Genomic DNA, 20,210 nt, shown 5'->3' on the forward strand with positions numbered 1-20,210 from the left:
GTTGTTCAAAAATAGTCAGATCGCCGCACCCGCTCGACAAGCCCTGAGGAGGCGTAGCAGGCCTACTCCGCCGAAGCAGCTTTCTGCGAAGGCCGGGCGCTACGCCGCACGAAAAGGCCGTCGAGGACGAAGGCCTGATGGCTGTTTTTCAACAACCTCTTCGAAAGGAGATCGAACCATGTCGGTAAAGGACAGATTCTTTCTGGAGCGCGACAAGGCTCTGCTGGTGGTGATCGATGTCCAGGAGAAGCTCTGCCTGGCCATGGACGACAAGATCCTCCACAAACTGACCAGGAATATCGCCATTCTGCTGGAAACCGCCCGGGAATTGGGGATACCGGCGCTCATCACCGAACAGTACGTCAAGGGGCTGGGACCCACCCTGCCGGAGTTGCGGGAAAAGGCCGCGGACGCGGACTATTTCGAGAAGATGGCCTTCAGTTGCTGCGGCAGCGCCGATTTCATGGACAAGCTCAAGGCCACCGGCCGCACCCAGATCATCGTCACCGGCATGGAGACCCACGTCTGCGTGCTGCAAACCGTCATCGAACTGCGCGACGCCGGCTTCGAGGTCCACGTGGTCAGGGACGCGGTCATGAGCCGCAGCAAACGCAACTGGCAGATCGCCGCCGAAGCCATGACCCTCACCGGCGCGGTGCCCACCTGCACCGAATCGGTCCTGTTCCAGCTCCTGAAGATCGCGGGAACGGAAGAGTTCAAGAAATTGTCCAAACTGGTGCGGTAACTCACCGCTCCGGGAATCGATTGCCACAAGGTGCGGGATCGCCAGGTCCCGCACCTTTTTTTGCCCCGTCGGGACGCACCGCCCCCCCTTCCCCGCAGCATTCATTAATCGGGTTTGCAGATTAGAACGTTTATTGTACAATCATCGTATAAAAGATATAAAAGAGCTTATTGGTAATTATTGAGCATGAGGATTCTGCCATGACAGATTAGGGAACATGCCGTTTCCTGATGACGCCGCCCATCCAGTCCATCCAAAACCGGCCCGGCGACAGGACAGGAAACCTTGTAACCTCTCGCGAGGTTCGTCATGTGGATAGTCAGATTGGCACTGCGGCGCCCTTACAGCGTCGCGGTGATGGCCCTGTTGATCCTGGTGTTGGGCACCCTTTCCCTCACCAGGATGATCGTCGATATCTTCCCGGTGATCGACATCCCGGTAGTGGTCGTGGTCTGGAACTACCCCGGCCTCTCCCCGGAGGACATGGAGCGGCGCATCGTCCTCATCAGCGAACGGGCCTACTCCACCACCGTCAACGGCATCTCCCGCATCGAGTCCCAGTCGATCCCCGGCACCGGGGTCCTCAAGGTCTACTTCCAGCCCGGCACCGGGATCGGCGCCGCCATCTCCCAGATATCCTCCGTCTCCAGCACCCTGCTCCGGATCGCGCCGCCCGGCACCCAACCGCCGGCCATTGTCCAGTTCAACGCCTCCAACGTGCCGGTGGCCCAACTGACCCTGTCGAGCAAAAGTCTTCCGGAAGAAAAGATCTTCGACTACGGCCTCAACTTCATCCGGGTCAAGCTGTTCACCATCCCGGGGCTCTCCACGCCGGCGCCCTTCGGCGGCAAGAGCCGCCAGATCATGATCGACATCGATCCCACGGCCCTGGCGGCGCGGGGGCTCTCCCCGGCCGACGTGGTAAGCGCTCTCCAGGCCTCCAACGTGATCATCCCGGCCGGCACCGCCCGCATCGGCGGACAGGAGTACAACGTGCTGCTCAACTCCAGCCCGCGGATCATCGACCAGTTCAACGCCATCCCGGTCAAGGTCGTGGGCAACGCCCCGGTCTACCTGGGTGACGTGGCGCGGGTTTCGGACAGCTATGCCGAACAGAACAACATCGTGCACGTCAATGGCCGGAGGGCCACCTACCTGTCCATCCTCAAACACGCCGATGCGTCCACCCTGGCGGTGGTGGACGCCGCCCGCGAGGCCCTGCCCGCCATCAGGGAGGTGGCGCCCCAGGGGCTGGAACTGAAGATCGACTTCGACCAGTCGCTTTTCGTGCGGGCGGCGGTGGAGGGGGTGGTGCGCGAGGCGGTCGTCGGCACGATCCTGGTTTCGCTCATGATTCTGGTCTTCCTCGGCAGCCTGCGCAGCATGATCGTGGTCTCCACCTCCATCCCCCTGGCCATCTTCAGCGCCATGATCGCCATGAACCTGGCCGGGCAGAGCATCAACATCATGACCCTGGGCGGCGTGGCCCTGGCCATCGGCATGTTGGTGGACGACGCCACGGTGGAGGTGGAGAACATCCACCGCAACCGCGCCCTGGGCAAGCCGCTCACCATGGCGGTGATGGACAGCGCCCGCCAGGTGGCGATGCCGGCCATCGTGGCGACCATGGCCATCTGCGTGGTCTTCTTTCCGGTGGTATTGCTGGTCGGGCCGGCCAAGCACCTCTTCACCCCCCTGGCGTTCGCGGTGGTGACCGCCATGCTGGCCTCCTACCTGCTCTCCCGCACCCTGGTGCCGGTGCTGTCGCGGATGTTGCTGGGAGGGGAGCACCGTCAGAGAGGGGCCCCGCCATCAGCCGGGAGGATGACCACCCTCTTCCGAAAGCTGAACGAACACCGCGAGGATGGCTTCGAACGGTTCCGGGAGCGCTACGCCCGGTTGCTGGCGGTGGCCCTGCGCCACCGCGCCTTCACCCTGACGGTGGCGGCCCTGGTGGGACTGGTCAGCCTGGGGCTGGTCTTCGTCATCGGCACCGACTTTTTCCCCGCGGTGGACGTGGGGCTGATGAAACTCCATATGCGCGCCCCGGCGGGAACCCGTATCGAGGAAACCGAGAGATTGCTGGCCCGGGTGGAAGAGCAGATCCGCGGGATCATCCCGGCCAAGGAGATCGACACCATCAACGACATGATCGGGGTGCCCACGTTCTATAACCTGGCCTTTGTGCAGACCGAGAACATCAGCGGCATGGATGCCGAGATCCTGATCTCTCTCAAGCGGGGGCACCGGCCAACGGAGCGGTACCGGCACCAACTCCGCGAGGCCCTTCCCCGTGCGTTCCCCGGTGCGTCCTTCTATTTCCAGTCCGCCGACATCGTCACCCAGGTGCTCAACTTCGGCCTGACCTCCCCCATCGACATCCAGATCGAGGGGCCGGACTTCGGCAAATCCTACCCGTACGCCCTCAAGGTCAGGGATGCCCTGCTTGCCATCCCCGGCGCCGCCGACGTGCATATCAACCAGGTGCTGGATTACCCGGCCCTGCAGGTGGACGTGGACCGGGTCCGGGCTGCCCGCCTCGGTATGAGCGAACGGGATGTGGCCGCCAGTGCCCTGATCGCCCTCTCCTCCAGTATCCTGATCGCCCCCTCGTTCTTTCTCAACCCGGCCAACAACGTCAACTACACCGTGGCGGTGCAGATCCCGCGCCGGTACCAGGCCACCCTGTCGGACCTGGCGGCCATGCCGGTCACCCCGCCGGCGGCCGGCGCGCTGCTCCAGCCGCCATTCCAGCCAGGACCTGCGGATACGCCCCAGATTCCGGCCCAGGCCCTGGGCAACCTGGCGCTCATCTCCCACCGGGTGAGCCTTGAGAACATCACCCATTATACGGTGCAACGGGTACTGGACGTGGCTGCCGGCGTGGAAGGGCGCGACCTGGGTTCCGTCATCCGGGATATCGACAGGAGCATCGCGGCACTCGGGAAACTTCCCCCCGGCATGCGCATCACGGTGCGCGGCCAGAACGAGGTCATGAACCAATCCTTCCGCAGCCTGGGATTGGGGTTGGTCCTGGCCACTCTCCTGGTCTATTTTCTCATGGTGGTGCTGTTCCAGTCGTGGATCGACCCGTTCATCATCATGATGGCCGTGCCGGGCGCCCTGATGGGGATACTCTGGATGCTGGCCCTGACCGGCACCACCATCAACGTGGAGTCGCTCATGGGGTCGATCATGGCCATCGGCATCGCCACCTCCAATTCGATCCTGCTGGTGAGTTTTGCCAACGACATCAGGGTGGAAAAGGCGGTTACTCCGGCGGAAGCCGCCCTGGAGGCGGCCAGGACGCGGCTCAGGCCGGTACTGATGACCGCCCTGGCCATGATCATCGGCATGCTGCCCATGGCCTTTGCCATGGGAGAGGCGGGCGAACAGAACGCCCCCCTGGGCCGGGCCGTGATCGGCGGGTTGCTGGTGGCGACGCTCCTGACCCTGTTCGTGGTGCCGGTGATCTATTCGTTGCTGCGTACCGGGATGCCGGTCAAACATCTCCTGGACGACCGTTTCCTGGCTGCGGAGCGGGGCGAGGATGGGGAGGAGAGAGGAAATCCCAATGAATGAACGCGGTTTCACATCGCGAAGTCGATTATTTCTGGCCGGTGGCCTGTTGGTGTTGCTGGCGGTGGCTCTCGTGGCGCTGCTGCTCGGCAGTCGCCACAGTCAGGTGCGGGGGGAACTCCAGGCGCGCCAGGCCGCCCTCACGGCCGGGCCGCGGGTGCCGGTCGCCATCGCCGGCCGCTCGACCGCACAGCGAAACGTGGTGCTGTCGGGCGAGGCGCGCCCCTTTGCCGAGGTGACCCTGTACGCCAAGGTAAGCGGCTATCTACGCGAGATCCATGTGGACAAGGGGGACCGGGTTAACCGTGGTCAACTGCTGGCACAGCTCGAATCCCCCGAGTTGGACCGCCAGTACGATGCGGCCGCGGCCGATGCCCGGACCAAGCGGCTGTTCGCCGACCGGGAACGGCTTTTGATCAAGGACGGGGTGGTGGCCCGGCAGGACTACGACAATGCCGAGGCGGCGGCCCAAAGCGCCGAAGCGACCGCCGCGGGGCTGAAGAGCCAGAAAGGGTACGAGGCCCTGCGTGCTCCGTTCAGCGGCACGGTGACGGCCCGCTTCGCAGACCCCGGGGCGCTGTTGCAGAGTGCCGCCGCCAACCAGACCGCGGCGCAGCCGGTCGTGACCATCTCCCAAACCGACCGGCTGAGGGTCTACGTCTACCTGGACCAGAGAAACGCTGCGGTCGTCAGGAAGGGGGACCGGGCGGTGATCGCCGACGCGACGCGTCCGGAGGTGAAACTTTCGGCCAGCGTAACCCGCATCAGCGGCGCACTCGACCTCAAAAGCCGCACGCTCCTGGTGGAATTGGACCTGGACAACCGGACCGGCGCGATTCCGGCTGGCGGGTTCGTGCAGGTCAACCTGACGCTCACGGCCCCGTCCCAGGTGCAGGTACCGGCAGAGGCGTTACTGGTGAAGGGGGAGCGTTCCTACGTGGCGGTGGTGGACAACGACAACCGGGTGAGGTTCCGCGAGGTGGCGGTGGCCGACAGCGACGGCACGATGGTACGGAGCAGCACGGGGCTCAGGGAGGGGGAACGGGTCGTGCTCAATCCGGGCAGCGGCATGAGCGAGGGGCAGTTGGTGCAGCCGGCCGAGGCAAGCAGGAAGTAGCGGCGGCACTACTCTTTATTGCAGGCCATTCCCCGGTTTCAGGGGGTCACCGACTTGGAAAACAGGTTGATGACGGCGACCCCGGCGATGATCAGGGCCATGCCGACGATGGCGGGGAGATCGAGCGCCTGCTTGAAGAAAACGGCACCGACCACGGAAATGAGGACGATGCCCAGGCCGGACCAGATGGCATAGCTTACCCCCACCGGGATGCTTTTCAGCACCTGGCTCAGACAGTAGAACGCGATCCCGTACCCCAGCACGACGAGCGTACTGGGGATCATGCGGGAAAACCCCTCCGACGCCTTCAACGCGCTCGTGCCGATCACTTCGGCGACAATTGCCACCAGCAGATATACGTAGGCCATGCTTCTTTCTCACATCTCGATTATTCCGCCGCGCGGCCGTTGCGTGCTAACGGCAGCGCGCATCGGTGTACAGTTTTTCCGGGCTTTCCCGGGCGACCAGCACCATGAATCCCCCCTCGCGGTGGGGGGCCACCAGCACGCCGTAATCCGTCAGCCCCTCGACGGCAGCCCTTTGGGCGGCAACCTTCCAGACCTGATCAAGGCTCTGCACGCGGGTTGTCGTGCGCTGGGCGATGAGTTTGCCGGCATCACCATGCAGCCGGAGGAGGTGCACGTGGAGTTGGTCCTGACCGCGCTGCCCCTGCGGGTTGACGGCAAGGGCGATGGCCGGGTCGTCACCCATGCGCCTGCGGGCCGCCTCCCAGGCGAATGCCCAGATGCCGTCGGGACGCCGCGGGTCTTCGACGCCGGTTATCCGGGCGCGGGGGATCGCCAGTCCGTGCACAAACCCCTCCGGGCAGCCGCACATCTTGGAGTCGCGCAGCACCACGAAATCGGCCGACTCGGCCCACACCTCCGTCGTGCCTTTGCAGGCGTCCCCGGGGGAACAGGCGCTCTCGACCCGTGGCCAACGGCATGACGTGCAATAATCCGCACCGGAAGCATCCAGGCAGTTGGCGACGATGTTCCAGAGGACCGTGCGGTCGCCCGCAGCGCCTGCCGGCACGGGGATCGAAACCCAGACACACAGCAGCAGGGCGGCACACAGCGCCCGGATATGGCCCATACGCGAAAAACTCCCCATCACCGGCTACCGCACGGTGCCGGGGGGCAGGGGTATATGGTTCCGTAGCGGCGCGACGGCGCCTGATCACAGGGTAATCTCCGTCCCCAGCACCTTCAGGAATTTCGCCAGCCATTCGGGATGGGCCGGCCATGCCGGGGCCGTGACCAGGTTGCCGTCCACGTGGGCCTTGTCCACGGGGATGGCAACATAGGTCCCGCCGGAGATGGTCACCTCCGGCCCGACGGCCGGGTATGCGGAGCACCCCTTCCCCTGCAGCACCCCGGCGGCCGCCAAGAGCTGCGGCCCGTGGCAGATGGCCGCGATGGGCTTGTGGGCGGCGCTGAAATGCCGTACGATCTCCAGCACCTCCTGGTCCAGGCGGATGTATTCGGGCGCCCTGCCGCCGGGCACCACGAGGGCGTCGTAGTCCTGGGCGCGGACTTCGGCAAAGGTGGCGTTCAGGGCAAAGTTGTGCCCCGGCTTCTCGCTATAGGTCTGGTCCCCCTCGAAGTCGTGCACCGCGGTACGCACCGTGTCGCCGGCCTTCTTGCCGCTGCAGACCGCGTGCACCGTATGCCCGACCATCTGCAGGGCCTGGAACGGCACCATGACTTCGTAGTCCTCGACATAATCGCCCACCAGCATCAGAATCTTCTTTGCCGCCATAACGCCCTCCCCTTCCCTGCTCGGGTAAAATAACTCAGCCGGATCGTTTCAGATTTTCCCCACTATACCACCCCGAACCGGTTCTGTCGACAGGCGCGTGGACAGGGCGATGACCACAAACGCGGCCACGAGCAACAGGCCGATCAGCCCCGCCACGCCGCCCCATCCCCCGTGGGTCCAGCAGAACCCGCCCGCGGTCCCGGAGACGCTCGAGCCCAGGTAGTAGAAGAACAGGTAGAGGGAGGAGGCCTGCGCCCTGCCGGTTTTGGCATGGCGTCCCACCCAACTGGAGGCGACCGCGTGGGCGCCGAAAAAGCCGCAGGTGAATACGGCCACCCCGACGATGATCCAGGGGAGCGGCGCGGCCAGGGTGATGGCCGTGCCGGCGGCCATGGCGCCGAGGCCGGCGCAGATCATGGTGCGGCGGCCGAAGCGGTTCACCATCCGCCCCATGGAGCTGGAGCTGTAGGAGCCCAGGAAGTAGACCAGGAAGATCAGGCTCACCAGGGTCTGGGTCAGGTCATAGGGGTGCCCCAGGAGCCGGAAGGTGATGTAGTTGTACAGGGTGACGAAGCTCCCCATGATCAGGAAGCCGAGACCATAGAGGCAGAGGAGCGCCGGGTCCCGCATCTGCCGGTAGAGGGAGGTGAAGAGGTACCCCACCTGGAAGGGATGCCGCCGGAAATGGGCGGAGGGGGGAGATGGCGAACGAAATAGACGCTCAGTCCCAGGCAGGCGACCCCGATGACGGCCAACGCCGTACGCCATGAGGAGAGGTCGGTGACGGTGGCCGTAAAGATCCGCCCCGACATGCCACCGATGGCGTTGCCGCTGATGTAGAGCCCCATGGCGGCGCCGATGGACGGAGGGTCGATCTCTTCGCTCAGATAGGCCATGGCCACCGACGGCAGCCCCGCCAGCACCACCCCCTGCAGGAGCCGGACGGCGATCAGCGAAGAGAGGGTATGGCTGAAAGCGGTCATGAACGCCAGAAGCGAGGTCAAAAAGAGCGAGAACACCATCACCGGCTTGCGCCCCAGGGTTTCCGACACGGTCCCCGCCAGCAGCATGGCGATGGCCAGGGTGCAGGTGGTAACGGAGAGGGGCAGACTGGCAAGGGCGGCCGGAACGCCGAATTCCCGGGCGAACTCCGGCAGCAGCGGCTGGACGTCGTACAGGGTGATGAAGGTGACGAAGCCGGCGGCAAAAAAGGCCAGGTTGGTCTGGCGAAAGGTGGTGCTCCCGCTGCGGATGAACTCGGCTTCCGTACTCATCGTGCTCATGGTCAATTCGCTCATGGTTCGCTTTCCTGTTTCGGATATGGTTGTAGCGTACCACTTGCATGACGATAACAAAAATATATAATATATATCGTATCGATAACAATTTTATATGGAGGATAGGAAATGGATCTGCGCCAGTTGAGATTCTTTGCGGAGATTGCCCGCTTCAGCAACTTCACCAGGGCGGCCGAAGAGCTGCACGTGGCGCAGCCCGCCGTCAGCACGGCCATCCGCAAACTGGAAGAAGAGTTAGAGCTGGTCCTGTTCAACCGGCAAGACCGCAAGGTGTCGTTGACGGCAGAGGGAGAGATCCTGCTGGAGCATGCCCGGCGCATCCTGGGGGACCTGAAGGCGGCAGGGCAGGAAATGGCCGACCTGCGCGGCCTCGGCAAGGGGGAGGTGCGGGTCGGCGTCCCCCCCATGATGAGCGCCTACTTCTTCCCCACCATCATCTGCGCCTTTGCCAAGCGCTATCCCCACCTGCACCTGGCGGTTTCCGGCGAAGGGGCCGCCAGCATCCTGAAGATGATCATCCAGGGGGAACTGGACATGGGGGTCATTGCCGGCGGCCATGCCCCCGACAGCCTGGAGGTGCGGCACATCCTGCGGGAGGAGGTGGTGATGTGCATTCCGCCGGACCACCCCTTCACCGCCCGTTCCGCCGTTTCCCTGGAGGAGTTTGCGCGGCAGCCGCTCATCATGTTCAAGGAGGGGTACTACCAGCGGGAGATGCTCTTCGAGGAGATGAAGGAGAGCGGCATGACGCCCGAGGTGGTCTTCGAGACCAACCTGTACACCATGGTCAAGTCGCTGGTAAAAAAAGGGCTCGGCATCTCGACCCTGCTGCGCATGGTGGTGGAGGACGACGCCGAGCTGCGGGCCGTGTCCTTTGACCCGCCGCTGTACCTGGACCTGATGCTCGCCTGGAAGAAGGGGGCCTACCTGTCCCGGGCCAACCGGGCCTTCGTGGATTTTCTCATGGAGCAGGTCCGCGGTTACGGCGCGGCGTCCGAGGGCGGAGGGAGAACTACAACGGATTAGAGATCTTCTGTCCCCCCAAAGAGGTGCGGCATGATCTGGGCGTGGCATTCGATGCGGGGCTGGTCCGGCAGCGGGGTCTTGTAGGCCACGAACGGCACCCCCGCGCCGCGGGCCGAGAGCATGTCCACCTCCCCATCCCCCACGAACAGGGCCTCGTGCGGTTCGATGCCGAAATGGTCCAGCACCTTGAGGAGCGGCTCGGGGTGCGGCTTGGGATTCATCACCTGGGATGCGGTCATGACGCAGTCGAAGTAGCCGGTCAGTCCGAAGTCGTCGATGATCATATCCATGGAAGTCGCCCGATTGGTACAGATGGCCAGGGAGACCCGCCCCTTGAGTCGGTCGAGGGTCTCGATCACCCCCTCCTCCATGCGCATGTAGGGGGCCAGGTCCCGGTAATGGATGGTCTTGGCGAAACGCAGGGCCTCCTCGTGACACCGGTCGCCGGCAAAGAAGTACGCCATCACATCGTTGAAGGAATAGGTGTGCAGCACCTTCCGGGCCTGCTCGTCCCCCCGGTCCAGGGGGGGGCGGTTCAGGTGTTCCAGGACCCGGTCATAGAAGATGTAGTTGGATTCCAGGGAGTCGAACAGGACCCCGTCGCAATCGTAGATGACCACCTTGTAACGGCTCTTCGCGGCATTCGTCATTCACTGCTCCTGCTTTTCGAACTGTCTCACGTAATCATCCCACTCCATGGGGAGCAGGTACTTCTTCCGGCTGTTGCACTCCTTGCAGGCCGGCACCACGTTGTTGCGTGAGCCCTTCCCCCCCCGGGCCAGGGGGATGATATGGTCCATGGTCAGTTCATCGGGGGGAAACACGCCGCCGCACCAGTGGCAGCGCCCCAGGGCGAGGCGGTTCTGCCACCAGCGGCTTCTGCGCAACTCCCGGGACTTGTCCCGTTCCCGTTTGATGTCCTGTTCGCTGACTTCGATAATGAAGCTGTCCAGGGTAAACCTCCCCGCAGCAGGTTGTTGAAAAACAGCCATCTCGCCGCCATCCTCGAAAGCCCCTTCGTGCGGGTGCGACGATCCGACTATTGTTGAACAACCTGGGTTTTTCAACAACCTCGTAAAAGTACCACCGTGGCGCCGTCTCTCCCCTCATGGGGGCCGCCGGGACGGAACTCCGCCACCAGCGGATGGCGGGCCAGATGGTCGCGCACGGCTTCGCGCAGCCGTCCCGTGCCGACGCCGTGGATGATCCGGACCTCCAAGAGGCCGTTCAGGGAGGCATGGTTGAGGAACGGCTCCAGCAGGTCCAGGGCATCGTCAACCCGCAGGCCGATCAGCTTCAACTCCCGCTCCCCGTGTTCCACCGTCTCCACCTGCCCGGCTTTCCAGGCACCCGGGGCCGGACGCCGCGCCTTCTCTTTCCCCTGCCTGCCGGGGGCCGCCAGGTCGCCGACGGCCACCTCCACCTCCATGCTGCCGCTCCTGACCCGCACCTTCTCCTGCCGGGGGTCCACGGCAACCACGACGCCGTCGTGCCCCAGGGAGCGGATATGCACCGCATCCCCCGCCTTGACCTCCTGCAGGGGGCGCAGCTCAAGCCCTTCGGAGGTGCGGGGCTTGAGCTGTTCGGTCAGGTCCGCCTCGCTCCGGCGCAGCCGTTCGATGGTCTCGGCGCGTTTCTCCCGCTTGTACTCGTCCAGCAGTTCGTTCATCTGCCGCCGGGTCGCGGAAATCAGGTCCCGGGCCTCGGTCCAGGCCTTGTCGGAGGCCTCCCGCCGCGCCGCCTCGATGGCGCCGGCGCGCGCCTCCACCTCCTGCTGCTTTCGGCGCAGCACGTCCTTCTGCCGGTCAAGCTCCTGCTGCGCCTCCTCCAGTTCATCCCGCCTGCGGTGCAGGTCGGCCAGGAGCGCCGTGAACTCCGCCCCCCCGCTGCCCACCATCTCCCGGGCAAAGGCGATCACCCGTTCGGGCATGCCGTAGCGCCGGGCGATCTCCACGGCGTGGGAATGCCCCGGCTCGCCGCTGATCAGGCGGTAGAGCGGGGTGTAGGTCGCGGCGTCGTACTCCATGCCGGCGTTGATCATGCCCGGGGTACGGTGGACGAACCCGATGATCTCCGAAAGGTGGGTGGTGGCGATCACCGTGGCGCCCCGTTCCTGCAAGTCCCGCAGCACGCCGCAGGCGATGGCCGCCCCCTGTTGCGGCTCGGTGCCGGCCCCCAGTTCGTCCAGCAGCACCAGGGAGCGTGGGCCGGCCTGCCCCAGGATGGTGACGATACGGGCCACGTGGGCCGAAAAGGTGGACAGGCTCTGTTCGATGGATTGCTCGTCACCGATGTCCACCAGCAGGGTATCCAGCAGCGGAAAGGTGGAGCGGGCGCCGTCGCACGGCACCGGTATGGCGCAGAGGGCCATCAGGGTCAGGACCCCGGCGGTCTTTAAAGCAATGGTCTTGCCGCCGGCGTTGGGGCCGGTGATGACCATGACCCGCCCGTCGTCACCCATCTCCAGGTCCAGCGGCTGCACCCGGGGGATGGCCCCCTGACGCTGGAGCATCATGAGCAACGGGTGGCGGGCCTGGACCAGGCGCAAGGCCCCCTCGCCGTTCAGATTGGGCGTTTCCAGGCCGTAGCGCTCGGCAAAGCGGGCCATGCAGTTGAGCGCGTCCAGGGTCACCAGGGTGGCGAAGCACCCCTCCAGGGCCGGGGCATCCTCCCGGAGCCATGCCGAGAGCTGCCGCAGGATGCGGATCTCCTCGGCCTTTTCCTCGGCGCTCACGTTTTCCAGTTCGTTGACAAAGGGGATGATCTCCAGCGGCTCCATGAAGGCGGTCTCGCCCGAGGCCGAGACGTCGTGCACCACGCCGCGCACCATCCCCTTGGAGTCCATGCGTACCGGTATCACCCACCGCCCCGAACGCTGGGTGATGAAGTCGTCCTGGAGGAAGATCTCGATGGCGTTGTCCCGGACGATCTCCTCGATCTTCTTGCGGATGCGGGCCGCCAGGGAGCGTTTGGCCCGGCGGATCTCCCGGAGCTGCACCGAGGCGCTGTCCATGATGCTGCCGTCGTGGTCGATGGAAGCCGCCAACGGCTCCAGGATGTCGGGAAAGGGGCGCAAAGGAGGGGCCAGCGACGCCAGACGGGGGCAATCGCCCCGCGGGGCGAGCTGGCGCGAGATGTCGCCGAAGGCGCTCAACACCGGGATGAACAGCAGCAGATCCTGGGGCGCCAGAAAGGCTCCGGCCGGGCGGACGGCCTCCAGCAACGGGCGAATGTCCTCAAAGTCGGCCAGCCGCAGGGCGATGCCGAGGCTGAGCAGGTTGCGGACCTCATGGATCCGTCCCGCCGCAAGCCGGATCTGTTCAGGGTCGTCCAGGGGCGCGGTGGCCATCACCTGTTCGCGGGTCGCGTCGCTGTGGGCCTGGGCGGCGATTTCGGTCAGAATCTTGTCGAATTCCAACCGCTTCAGGGTTTCGGGGGTGATCATGAGACAACCTTTGTGGCGGTCCGTCTGCGGCGCCGGTCTTTCTGCTTGCGTAGTTTTTCAATCCGTTTCATCTCGGCCGTCTGCCCGCCGCCCAGCGCTTCAAGCCGCTCCAGAAGCTCGCGCCGCGCCAGGAAGCGGTTTACCGACTGGCTCCGCTCCCGGGAAGCGCTGACCATGATGCCGCTGGGCTTGTGGCGCAACTGGACGCAGGTGGAGGTTTTGTTGACATGCTGGCCGCCGTTGCCCGACGAGCGGACAAAGGTCTCCTCCAGGTCCTCCTCCGTCACCCCCAACTCGGCCATCTTGCGGATGAGCCAGCGGTTCTTCTCCTCGCTTACGGCATAGGCGGACATGGTCAGAGCATCCCGCTGCGCCAGCCGTAGGCCTTGACCTGGGCTTCCAGTATATCCTCCTGGGTAAGGCCGATCCCGTCGAGCCAATCCGTATCCAGACTGAAGTCCAGGTCCTCCAACTGTTCCGAGAGCTTTAAAAGCTGGCCCAGCGCCCCGCTCCGGGAGGTTAAAGCCTCACGGACCGCTTCGGAGAGGCTGATGTTGGCAAGGATCTCGTCGATGGAGACGTCGTAGAGGCTTCCCAAAAGCGAGAGGATACCGGCCAGGAAGGCCTGCTCGCCGGCATCCCGGTCCCCCTTCAGGGCGGGATGCCGGCCGGCCAACTGCTCCATGAAGGCGGCCCGTACCGCGGCAAGCTCCACCAATGGGTTCTCCGGACCGCTGCCGGTGTCCGAGACGAACAGGGCCAACTGCACCCAGCGCTTGATCTGCTGGCGCCCCAGAAGCGCCACGGCATGGCGGATGTTCTGGATCTTGTCCCGCAGTCCCAGGGAAACGGAATTGACCAGGAGGAGCAGCTTGTAGGTCAGGCCGGGACTCTCCCGAAATGCCTGCTCGATCATCGCCAGCTCCGCGTCCTTCATCAAAAGGTCCATCAATTTCAGGAGCGTGACGCCGGACGCGTCGATGCGCTTCTTCTCCATCACCGACGGCTTGGCGAAATAGAACCCCTGGAAGTATTCGAACCCGAGATCGCGGCAGAGGCGGAATTCTTCCCGCGTCTCCACTTTTTCGGCCAGCAGCTTGACCGGATAGGGACGGAACTTCTCGACCATCCCGGCCAGACGCGGGGATGGCGTCTGCAGGAGATCCACCTTGACGATGTCCACGATACCGTACAACGCCTCATAGGCCGGGTCGAACTCGTGGTCGTCCAGGGCAAGCTGGAACCCTTCCTGTTTCAGCACCCGGCACCGCTCCACCAATTCGGGGGTGACCTCGAGGCTCTCCAGGAGTTCCAGCACCACCCGGTCCCGGGGCAGGATGCCGAGGGAGTCGCTCAGCAACAGGTCCAGCTCCATATTGATGAACCCCTTGTGGCTCCCCAGTATCCTCTCCAGCCCGAAGCCGGACAGGGCATTGATGATCACGCTGGCGGTGGCCCGGGTGGCGTTCGTGACGGTTGCCGCGTTATACGCCCGCGCCGAACGGAACAGCAACTCGTAGGCGACAACCTCTTCATTGCGGTCGAGGATCGGCTGTCTGCCGATCACGTAGCTTGCGTCGTGCATCTCTGTTCCCATCTGAAAAGGGCCACTATGGTTTTGGCGTCGCTGATGCGCCCTTCGGCAGCCATGGCGAGGGCTTCGGCAAACGGCAGGCGGATGACCTCGATGTCCTCGTCGTCTTCCGGTTCCGCCTCCCCCTGGGAGATGCCGGTAGCCGCATAGAGGTGGATGACCTCATCGAAAACGCCGGGCGACGAATGGATCATTCCGAGCGGAAGCAACGCATCGGCCAGCATCCCGGTCTCTTCCCGCAGTTCGCGGCCGGCGCAGACGAGGGGCGCCTCCCCCGGGCCGAGGCGGCCGGCGGGAATCTCCAGGAGAACGGCGCCGACCGCCGGGCGCAACTGCCGGATCAGCGATACGCTCCCGTCTGCGTGCACCGGCAGCACCCCGGCGCCGCCGGGATGGCGGATAATCTGGAAGGTATGGCTGCCGTGGGAACCGATTTCCACCTGCATCTGTTCAATATCGTATACCAGACCGTTGAAGACGATCTCTCGGCTGTCGCAGTTCATTCTCGAACTATAGCAGCAATCTTCGGCAATTCCAACGCAGAACAGCCAGCCCCGGTCGAGGTTGCCGAATTGCGCCGGACATGGTATAAGCGGGAAGCTCACAGGGCAATTTCTGCCGCACCGCGGCATTGCGAAGGAAGCTGACGAATGAACGTATCGTTTCTGCGGCGTAGTTGGGTGACGTTTTCCTGCTGGGTGGTCGGTTCCTATGCCTCGGCATTGAACCGCTTCATCTCCAAAGGGGCCGACCGGATACCGGACAGTGGGGGGGTGCTCTTTACCTCCAACCACATTTCCGCCTACGATACGATCTTTCTCCCCTGGGCCATTGTCCGGCACCATCCCCTGCAGATGGTGTGGGCTCCGGCCAAGGAAGAGCTGTTCCGGAAATTCTTCCCGCGCCTTTTGTACTCCTCGTGGGGGGCCTTCCCGGTCAGGCGGGGACGCGACGTCAAGGCCAACCGGATCATCAACCAGCTCCTGGCGGACCAGAAGGTCATGCTCTTTCCCGAGGGAACGCGCCACAAGGACGGGCGCCTGGGGAAAGGCAACCGGGGGGTCGGCAAGATCATCTACGACACCCGCCCCACGGTCATCCCGACGGCGCTGATCGGCCTTAACCACTGGAAATTCCCGGGATTCGGCCAGCCCGCCGCCGTTGTCTTCGGCGCCCCCCTCGACTGCAGCGACCTGTATACCCTGGAAGACACGCGTGAAACCCACCAACTGATCGTCGAGCGCGTCATGGACGCCATCGCTGAGCTGCTGAAGAAAGAGGGGGCTTATGCCGGCGAAGCGTGAAACCAGCCATGAACCGTCGCGCGAGGTGGTGGAGATCTTTTGCGATGGTGCCTGCAGCGGCAATCCGGGTCCCGGGGGCTATGGCGCGATCCTGCGCTGCCAGGGGCGCACGAAAGAGATCTCGGGCGGAGAGACCCCCACCACCAACAACCGCATGGAACTGACCGCCGCCATTGCGGCGCTGCGCCAACTGACCCGCCCCTGCCGGGTGATTCTGACGACCGACTCCCAATACCTGGTAAAGGGCATGACCGAGTGGATCGCGGGGTGGCAACGGAAGGGATGGCAGAACAGCAAGAAGGAACCGGTCGTCAACCGCGATCTGTGGGAGGCGCTGTTGGAGCTTGCCCAGCGGCATTCCATAGAGTGGCGCTGGGTCCGGGGCCACAACGGCCACAGCGAGAACGAGCGTTGCGACACGCTGGCCCGGGAAGCCATCGATACCCAGGCCCGGGGATGAACACCGTGGAGCACAGGCGGTCAGGAATTGTTATTTGGCAGGAACCGCATCCACAAGGGTAAAGCCATAGTTCGGATGCATGAACGTGTTCGTCGGGAACCGCGCAAAGAGCCACCCCTTGAAGATGATGTTTCCTTTTTCGGTTATCGTGACTTTTGCGCCGGGGTTTTTCAGGTCGTTTGAGGAGGTGGTCATGACGGACCCCTCCATGATGAAGGCGGGGAGGAAGGCCTCAACTGCAATATCCAGCGAGAATGCGGGGATGGAAACGGAACTGCCGATGGGAATGGTATAGACGGTTTCCTTGATGTTGGCCTTGTCTATGACGGCGATCCGCACCGCCTTCCACGAGCTTTTCACGGCATCGGGGACAACAACCGTCGCTTCCTTCTTGACGACATGCGACCCGGCGGCATCGATCTTCACCTGAGGCTTTTGTTCTTGTCCCTTTTGCTGACACCCCACCAGGAATGCCGGCAGAAAAAACAAAACAATAATCAATACCCTGTGCATGCGAGCGACTATAGTCAAAAAAACACCCATTATCACAACGCAATGGCGGAGAGAGAGGGATTCGAACCCTCGATACCGGTTTCCCAGTATACTCGCTTAGCAGGCGAGCGCCTTCGACCTACTCGGCCATCTCTCCAAATATCGCCACCCTGATTCAGCAGGGTCTTCTAATTACCATGCAGGTTCGAAAAAATCAAGCCGAAAGAACGCTACAGGGTGTCGCTCTTGTTCCAGCGGTCCTGCATCTTCTTGCGGTGGATGGCATTCTCGCCCTCCACCTCGCTGATGATCCGGTCCGCCTCTTCCGGGCTCAGCCCCACGCTCGGCCGCACACCCATCCAGTGGGTGACTTCTTCGGTGGGATTATCGAGCGGGTACGGGATCGGCGGGCCGGGCTTGTACTTATCGTTGATGAATAAAGCTGCCTCATACTGCCCGTTCTGCATGACCAGATAGACGTCGGCAAAATAGCCGGGGGTCTGGAGACGCTTGACGAGGATCGATTTGACGATGCTCATCCCCTTGGGTACGTCGATCAGCTCCGTTGACATGTTTAAACCTCCACGAAGTACTCATTCGAAAACCCACGGGATACCGATCCCATGGGTCCTGTACGCTGGTGTCGCTCTTACTTGCCCTTTTTCAGATCGATAAGGATCAGCTTGGCCACCGCCTTGAGGGTCTCGAACACCCCTTCGCCGGTTGTGGCGCACGCATTGAATTCAGGGACATTCGTCGGATTGATGTCGCGCCGCAACTCCTCAATGGTCACGATATTGTCCAGGTCGCGCTTATTGTACTGGACAACATAGGGGAGCTTGTCAAGGTCATACCCCTGTTCCTTGAGATTGCCCCGCAGGTTATCCAGGGATTCCACATTGGCATCCATGCGCTCTTCCTGGGAGTCGGCCACAAAAACAACGCCGTCCACCCCTTTCAGGATCAGCTTGCGCGATGCATCATAGAAAACCTGCCCCGGAACGGTGTAGAGATGGAAACGGGTTTTGAACCCCCGTATCTCTCCCAGCGCCAACGGGAGAAAATCGAAGAAGAGCGTCCGCTCCGTTTCGGTTGCCAGGCTGATCATCTTGCCCTTGGCGTCCGGAGCGGTTTTTTGATAAATATACTGAAGATTCGTGGTCTTGCCGCATAAACCCGGGCCATAATAGACGATCTTGCAGTTGATCTCGCGGGATGCATAGTTGATAAAGGACATTGCCGGCTTACCTCAAAACCCTAGCTGAACAGGCTATCAATATCATCATCAGTAATCTCGGCAAAGGGAAAATCAGAAACCCCGCGTCTTTCCTTATCTTCTGCTTTTTTGAGCAATTTATCGAAAATAGCCGAAAGCTCCTCCGAAGATTTTTTGACCCGCAGGCGCACCAGCCCGAGAGAGGAGCGGCTGTCGAACAACACCACCAGAATGACCCTGCCGCCGACGATCGATATGTGCAGATTATCCTTTTCGCCCTCATGAAAGAGGATCGAGAATTCCTTTTCACCGATAAGCTTGGCGAGGCCGCCCGTTGCGGCGATGTTGCCGGCGGTGAGCGAGGCCAGTGATGTCGTGTCGAAACGCTCGGTCTCACCCACGCCGGAGATGAGCTGGCCGTTCTTGTCCACCAGAAAGATAACCTTGGCATTCGCCTCTTTCAGGAGCCTGCCGATAACCTCGTTGATCTCCTGAAACTCTTCGTCGTACATGACCATCTGCGGAGTGGACATGCCTCGCTCCTTGCATTTATCCGTGGAAATTCAAGCGGAATTGCGCGTATCTGGCTAGCGTTTTTTGTATAGCAGAATTGAGGTGCCCTTTCAAGTTTATTAAAAACCGGGTAGCGCGGATACGCCGCCCGGCGAACAAACGGCCCGCAACAATAATCCTTGAGTTTACACGCCCATTCGCGGTAAAGTCTTGAATGGGCGTCACGAATGGGCGCCCCATTCTTTGTGACGGGAGTCGTATGCGCGAGGAATTCGTACCCAAATGGATCGCCTGGGAAACCACACAGAAATGCAACCTGCGCTGTGTGCATTGCCGCTGTTCTTCGGACATGACCTCATCGGAAGGCGACTTCACGACGGACGAGGGGAAAAAGCTGCTGTCCGAAATTGCCGATTTCTCCAAACCGGTCGTCGTGCTTTCCGGAGGCGAGCCGCTCCTGCGGCCGGATATTTTCGAGCTGGCAGAGTTCGGGACCTCCCTGGGCCTGCGCATGTGCATGGCCAGCAACGGCGCCCTGGTGACCGACGAGATCTGCCAGAAGATGAAAAAGGCCGACATCAAGATGGTGTCGCTTTCCCTGGACGGCTCGACCCCGGAGATGCACGACAACTTTCGCCAGTGCCCCGGCTCGTTCGACGGGGTGGTGCGCGCGGCCGAGATCTTCCGCCGCAACGGCCAGAAATTCTTGATCAACTCATCCTTCACCAAGCGCAACCAGCACGACATTGCCGCTACGTTCAAGCTGGCCAAATCGCTGGGGGCGACCGCCTGGTACATGTTCATGATCGTCCCCACCGGCCGGGGCGAAGAGATCATGAACGAACTGATCTCCAAGGAGGATTACGAGGAGATCCTGGACTGGCACTATCAGCAGGAGAAGAACGAGGACGACATCCTCATGCGCCCCACCTGCGCCCCCCACTACTACCGGATCGTCCCCCAGAAGGCCAAGGAGGAGGGGCTCAAGTTCGAGCGGCGCTCCCTGACCTTTTCCACCGGCGGCGGCAAGGGGTGCATCGCCGCCCAGACCATCTGCCTGATCGACTGCTTCGGCAACGTCAAGCCCTGCTCCTACTTCCACCGCGTCGCCGGAAACGTCAAGCAGACCCCGTTCCGCGAGATCTGGCAGAATTCCGAGATCTTCCGGGACCTCCGCAATTTCAAAGCCTACAAGGGCAAATGCGGGCAATGCGAATACATTAATGTCTGCGGGGGGTGCCGGGCCAGGGCCGATGCAGTGCATGGCGACTACATGGAGGAAGAGCCTTTCTGCAACTACGTGCCCATCCGGGTTCAGCGGGCCGAAGAGAAATAATGTGACGCCCCCCACGTAAAGGGCAGTTTTTCATTGACAGCTCAAACAGAATCGGGGTATATAAAAAATCCTTTTCGCCCAGGTAGCTCAGTCGGTAGAGCAGAGGACTGAAAATCCTCGTGTCGGCGGTTCGATTCCGTCCCTGGGCACCATCCATCTCCAAAGGGCTCGCCCTTTACACCATTTGCGCTTGTAGCTCAGCTGGATAGAGCAACGGACTACGAATCCGTAGGTCGGGAGTTCGAATCTCTCCAAGCGCGCCAAAAATTAAGGAGTTATGGCAACAGCCATAGCTCCTTTTTTGTTAATGGGTAACACATGGGT

Annotated in this window: 20 protein-coding genes, 3 tRNA genes and 1 pseudogene; 9 read left to right on the forward strand and 15 right to left on the reverse strand. The window is 62.6% G+C overall.

Features of this window, described 5'->3' with window-relative positions; genetic code table 11:
• The first annotated feature begins 178 nt into the window (after positions 1–178).
• The 3 genes from FO488_RS15295 (at position 179) to FO488_RS15305 (ending at position 5,441) form a co-directional block, all read left to right on the forward strand.
• Entirely contained in the window at positions 179–745 is a 567-nt protein-coding gene (locus tag FO488_RS15295; protein ID WP_149211348.1) for a hydrolase, read from the forward strand.
• Positions 746–1,054: 309 nt separating this feature from the next.
• Positions 1,055–4,327 carry an efflux RND transporter permease subunit gene (locus FO488_RS15300; RefSeq protein WP_149211349.1) on the forward strand — a complete coding sequence of 1,091 codons (3,273 nt, stop codon included), beginning with the start codon at positions 1,055–1,057 and terminating at the stop codon, positions 4,325–4,327.
• On the forward strand, positions 4,320–5,441 hold the full coding sequence (locus FO488_RS15305) for an efflux RND transporter periplasmic adaptor subunit (RefSeq protein ID WP_168206058.1): 1,122 nt from the start codon (positions 4,320–4,322) through the stop codon (positions 5,439–5,441). Before FO488_RS15300 ends, FO488_RS15305 begins: the two co-directional genes overlap by 8 nt.
• Positions 5,442–5,479: 38 nt before the next feature.
• Here FO488_RS15305 and FO488_RS15310 read toward each other — a convergent pair whose 3' ends face one another.
• From FO488_RS15310 to FO488_RS20705, 4 genes and pseudogenes are all read right to left on the reverse strand, one after another.
• Entirely contained in the window at positions 5,480–5,809 is a 330-nt protein-coding gene (locus FO488_RS15310) for a multidrug efflux SMR transporter (protein WP_149211351.1), read from the reverse strand.
• Between the two features lie 46 nt (positions 5,810–5,855).
• A complete protein-coding gene (locus FO488_RS15315) occupies positions 5,856–6,536 on the reverse strand; it encodes a CDP-diacylglycerol diphosphatase (RefSeq protein WP_168206059.1) in 681 nt (226 codons plus the stop codon).
• 84 nt (positions 6,537–6,620) lie between these two features.
• On the reverse strand, positions 6,621–7,202 hold the full coding sequence (locus tag FO488_RS15320) for a DJ-1/PfpI family protein (RefSeq protein WP_149211353.1): 582 nt from the start codon (positions 7,200–7,202) through the stop codon (positions 6,621–6,623).
• 48 nt (positions 7,203–7,250) lie between these two features.
• Positions 7,251–8,500: pseudogene (locus FO488_RS20705) on the reverse strand (MFS transporter).
• A 108-nt stretch (positions 8,501–8,608) separates the two neighbouring features.
• On the opposite strand from FO488_RS20705, the gene FO488_RS15330 reads away from it, so the two are divergent.
• On the forward strand, positions 8,609–9,526 hold the full coding sequence (locus FO488_RS15330) for a LysR family transcriptional regulator (RefSeq protein WP_149211354.1): 918 nt from the start codon (positions 8,609–8,611) through the stop codon (positions 9,524–9,526).
• On the opposite strand, the gene FO488_RS15335 is transcribed toward FO488_RS15330, so the two are convergent.
• From FO488_RS15335 to FO488_RS15360, 6 genes are all read right to left on the reverse strand, one after another.
• The gene (locus FO488_RS15335) at positions 9,523–10,176 is read right to left on the reverse strand and encodes an HAD family hydrolase (RefSeq protein ID WP_149211355.1); all 654 of its coding nucleotides are present in this window, start codon (positions 10,174–10,176) and stop codon (positions 9,523–9,525) included. The genes FO488_RS15330 and FO488_RS15335 overlap by 4 nt on opposite strands.
• On the reverse strand, positions 10,177–10,479 hold the full coding sequence (locus tag FO488_RS15340; RefSeq protein ID WP_149212219.1) for an HNH endonuclease: 303 nt from the start codon (positions 10,477–10,479) through the stop codon (positions 10,177–10,179).
• 110 nt (positions 10,480–10,589) lie between these two features.
• Positions 10,590–12,971, reverse strand: coding sequence for an endonuclease MutS2 (locus FO488_RS15345; RefSeq protein ID WP_149211356.1), 2,382 nt, complete (start codon positions 12,969–12,971; stop codon positions 10,590–10,592).
• On the reverse strand, positions 12,968–13,324 hold the full coding sequence (locus tag FO488_RS15350) for a peptide chain release factor-like protein (RefSeq protein ID WP_149211357.1): 357 nt from the start codon (positions 13,322–13,324) through the stop codon (positions 12,968–12,970). The genes FO488_RS15345 and FO488_RS15350 overlap by 4 nt, the downstream gene beginning before the upstream one ends.
• Positions 13,325–13,326: 2 nt before the next feature.
• Positions 13,327–14,556, reverse strand: coding sequence for an EAL and HDOD domain-containing protein (locus tag FO488_RS15355; protein ID WP_149211358.1), 1,230 nt, complete (start codon positions 14,554–14,556; stop codon positions 13,327–13,329).
• Positions 14,535–15,068, reverse strand: coding sequence for an NUDIX hydrolase (locus FO488_RS15360; RefSeq protein WP_149211359.1), 534 nt, complete (start codon positions 15,066–15,068; stop codon positions 14,535–14,537). The genes FO488_RS15355 and FO488_RS15360 overlap by 22 nt, the downstream gene beginning before the upstream one ends.
• A gap of 147 nt (positions 15,069–15,215) precedes the next feature.
• On the opposite strand from FO488_RS15360, the gene FO488_RS15365 reads away from it, so the two are divergent.
• Positions 15,216–15,869, forward strand: coding sequence for a 1-acyl-sn-glycerol-3-phosphate acyltransferase (locus tag FO488_RS15365; RefSeq protein WP_149211360.1), 654 nt, complete (start codon positions 15,216–15,218; stop codon positions 15,867–15,869).
• A complete protein-coding gene (rnhA, locus tag FO488_RS15370; RefSeq protein WP_149211361.1) occupies positions 15,853–16,329 on the forward strand; it encodes a ribonuclease HI in 477 nt (158 codons plus the stop codon). The genes FO488_RS15365 and rnhA overlap by 17 nt, the downstream gene beginning before the upstream one ends.
• A gap of 30 nt (positions 16,330–16,359) precedes the next feature.
• Here the strand turns inward: rnhA and FO488_RS15375 are convergent, their stop codons facing one another.
• From FO488_RS15375 to FO488_RS15395, 5 genes are all read right to left on the reverse strand, one after another.
• A complete protein-coding gene (locus FO488_RS15375) occupies positions 16,360–16,755 on the reverse strand; it encodes a DUF2155 domain-containing protein (RefSeq protein ID WP_240731992.1) in 396 nt (131 codons plus the stop codon).
• A gap of 130 nt (positions 16,756–16,885) precedes the next feature.
• Positions 16,886–16,978, reverse strand: a tRNA-Ser gene (locus FO488_RS15380).
• A gap of 73 nt (positions 16,979–17,051) precedes the next feature.
• The gene (locus FO488_RS15385) at positions 17,052–17,393 is read right to left on the reverse strand and encodes a hypothetical protein (RefSeq protein WP_149211362.1); all 342 of its coding nucleotides are present in this window, start codon (positions 17,391–17,393) and stop codon (positions 17,052–17,054) included.
• A 77-nt stretch (positions 17,394–17,470) separates the two neighbouring features.
• Positions 17,471–18,058, reverse strand: a complete 588-nt coding sequence (locus FO488_RS15390; protein WP_149211363.1) for an ATP/GTP-binding protein — start codon at positions 18,056–18,058, stop codon at positions 17,471–17,473.
• Positions 18,059–18,078: 20 nt separating this feature from the next.
• Positions 18,079–18,570 (reverse strand): roadblock/LC7 domain-containing protein, encoded by a 492-nt coding sequence (locus tag FO488_RS15395; RefSeq protein WP_149211364.1) that lies wholly within the window; start codon positions 18,568–18,570, stop codon positions 18,079–18,081.
• 239 nt (positions 18,571–18,809) lie between these two features.
• On the opposite strand from FO488_RS15395, the gene FO488_RS15400 reads away from it, so the two are divergent.
• From FO488_RS15400 to FO488_RS15410, 3 genes are all read left to right on the forward strand, one after another.
• Positions 18,810–19,886 carry a radical SAM/SPASM domain-containing protein gene (locus tag FO488_RS15400; RefSeq protein ID WP_149211365.1) on the forward strand — a complete coding sequence of 359 codons (1,077 nt, stop codon included), beginning with the start codon at positions 18,810–18,812 and terminating at the stop codon, positions 19,884–19,886.
• A gap of 76 nt (positions 19,887–19,962) precedes the next feature.
• A tRNA-Phe gene (locus tag FO488_RS15405) sits at positions 19,963–20,038 on the forward strand.
• Positions 20,039–20,072: 34 nt separating this feature from the next.
• Positions 20,073–20,149: transfer RNA gene (locus FO488_RS15410), tRNA-Arg, on the forward strand.
• Positions 20,150–20,210 lie beyond the last annotated feature (61 nt).

The organism is Geobacter sp. FeAm09, from assembly GCF_008330225.1.
Classification (GTDB): domain Bacteria; phylum Desulfobacterota; class Desulfuromonadia; order Geobacterales; family Pseudopelobacteraceae; genus Oryzomonas.

Bases quoted from the DNA above. Each gene is read 5' to 3' on its own strand.
- FO488_RS15295 (WP_149211348.1), top strand. From the start codon at position 179: ATGTCGGTAAAGGACAGATTCTTTCTGGAGCGCGACAAGGCTCTGCTG.
- FO488_RS15300 (WP_149211349.1), top strand. From the start codon at position 1,055: ATGTGGATAGTCAGATTGGCACTGCGGCGCCCTTACAGCGTCGCGGTG.
- FO488_RS15305 (WP_168206058.1), top strand. From the start codon at position 4,320: ATGAATGAACGCGGTTTCACATCGCGAAGTCGATTATTTCTGGCCGGT.
- FO488_RS15310 (WP_149211351.1), bottom strand. From the start codon at position 5,809: ATGGCCTACGTATATCTGCTGGTGGCAATTGTCGCCGAAGTGATCGGC.
- FO488_RS15315 (WP_168206059.1), bottom strand. From the start codon at position 6,536: ATGGGCCATATCCGGGCGCTGTGTGCCGCCCTGCTGCTGTGTGTCTGG.
- FO488_RS15320 (WP_149211353.1), bottom strand. From the start codon at position 7,202: ATGGCGGCAAAGAAGATTCTGATGCTGGTGGGCGATTATGTCGAGGAC.
- FO488_RS15330 (WP_149211354.1), top strand. From the start codon at position 8,609: ATGGATCTGCGCCAGTTGAGATTCTTTGCGGAGATTGCCCGCTTCAGC.
- FO488_RS15335 (WP_149211355.1), bottom strand. From the start codon at position 10,176: ATGACGAATGCCGCGAAGAGCCGTTACAAGGTGGTCATCTACGATTGC.
- FO488_RS15345 (WP_149211356.1), bottom strand. From the start codon at position 12,971: ATGATCACCCCCGAAACCCTGAAGCGGTTGGAATTCGACAAGATTCTG.
- FO488_RS15350 (WP_149211357.1), bottom strand. From the start codon at position 13,324: ATGTCCGCCTATGCCGTAAGCGAGGAGAAGAACCGCTGGCTCATCCGC.
- FO488_RS15355 (WP_149211358.1), bottom strand. From the start codon at position 14,556: ATGCACGACGCAAGCTACGTGATCGGCAGACAGCCGATCCTCGACCGC.
- FO488_RS15360 (WP_149211359.1), bottom strand. From the start codon at position 15,068: ATGAACTGCGACAGCCGAGAGATCGTCTTCAACGGTCTGGTATACGAT.
- FO488_RS15365 (WP_149211360.1), top strand. From the start codon at position 15,216: ATGAACGTATCGTTTCTGCGGCGTAGTTGGGTGACGTTTTCCTGCTGG.
- rnhA (WP_149211361.1), top strand. From the start codon at position 15,853: ATGCCGGCGAAGCGTGAAACCAGCCATGAACCGTCGCGCGAGGTGGTG.
- FO488_RS15385 (WP_149211362.1), bottom strand. From the start codon at position 17,393: ATGTCAACGGAGCTGATCGACGTACCCAAGGGGATGAGCATCGTCAAA.
- FO488_RS15390 (WP_149211363.1), bottom strand. From the start codon at position 18,058: ATGTCCTTTATCAACTATGCATCCCGCGAGATCAACTGCAAGATCGTC.
- FO488_RS15395 (WP_149211364.1), bottom strand. From the start codon at position 18,570: ATGTCCACTCCGCAGATGGTCATGTACGACGAAGAGTTTCAGGAGATC.
- FO488_RS15400 (WP_149211365.1), top strand. From the start codon at position 18,810: ATGCGCGAGGAATTCGTACCCAAATGGATCGCCTGGGAAACCACACAG.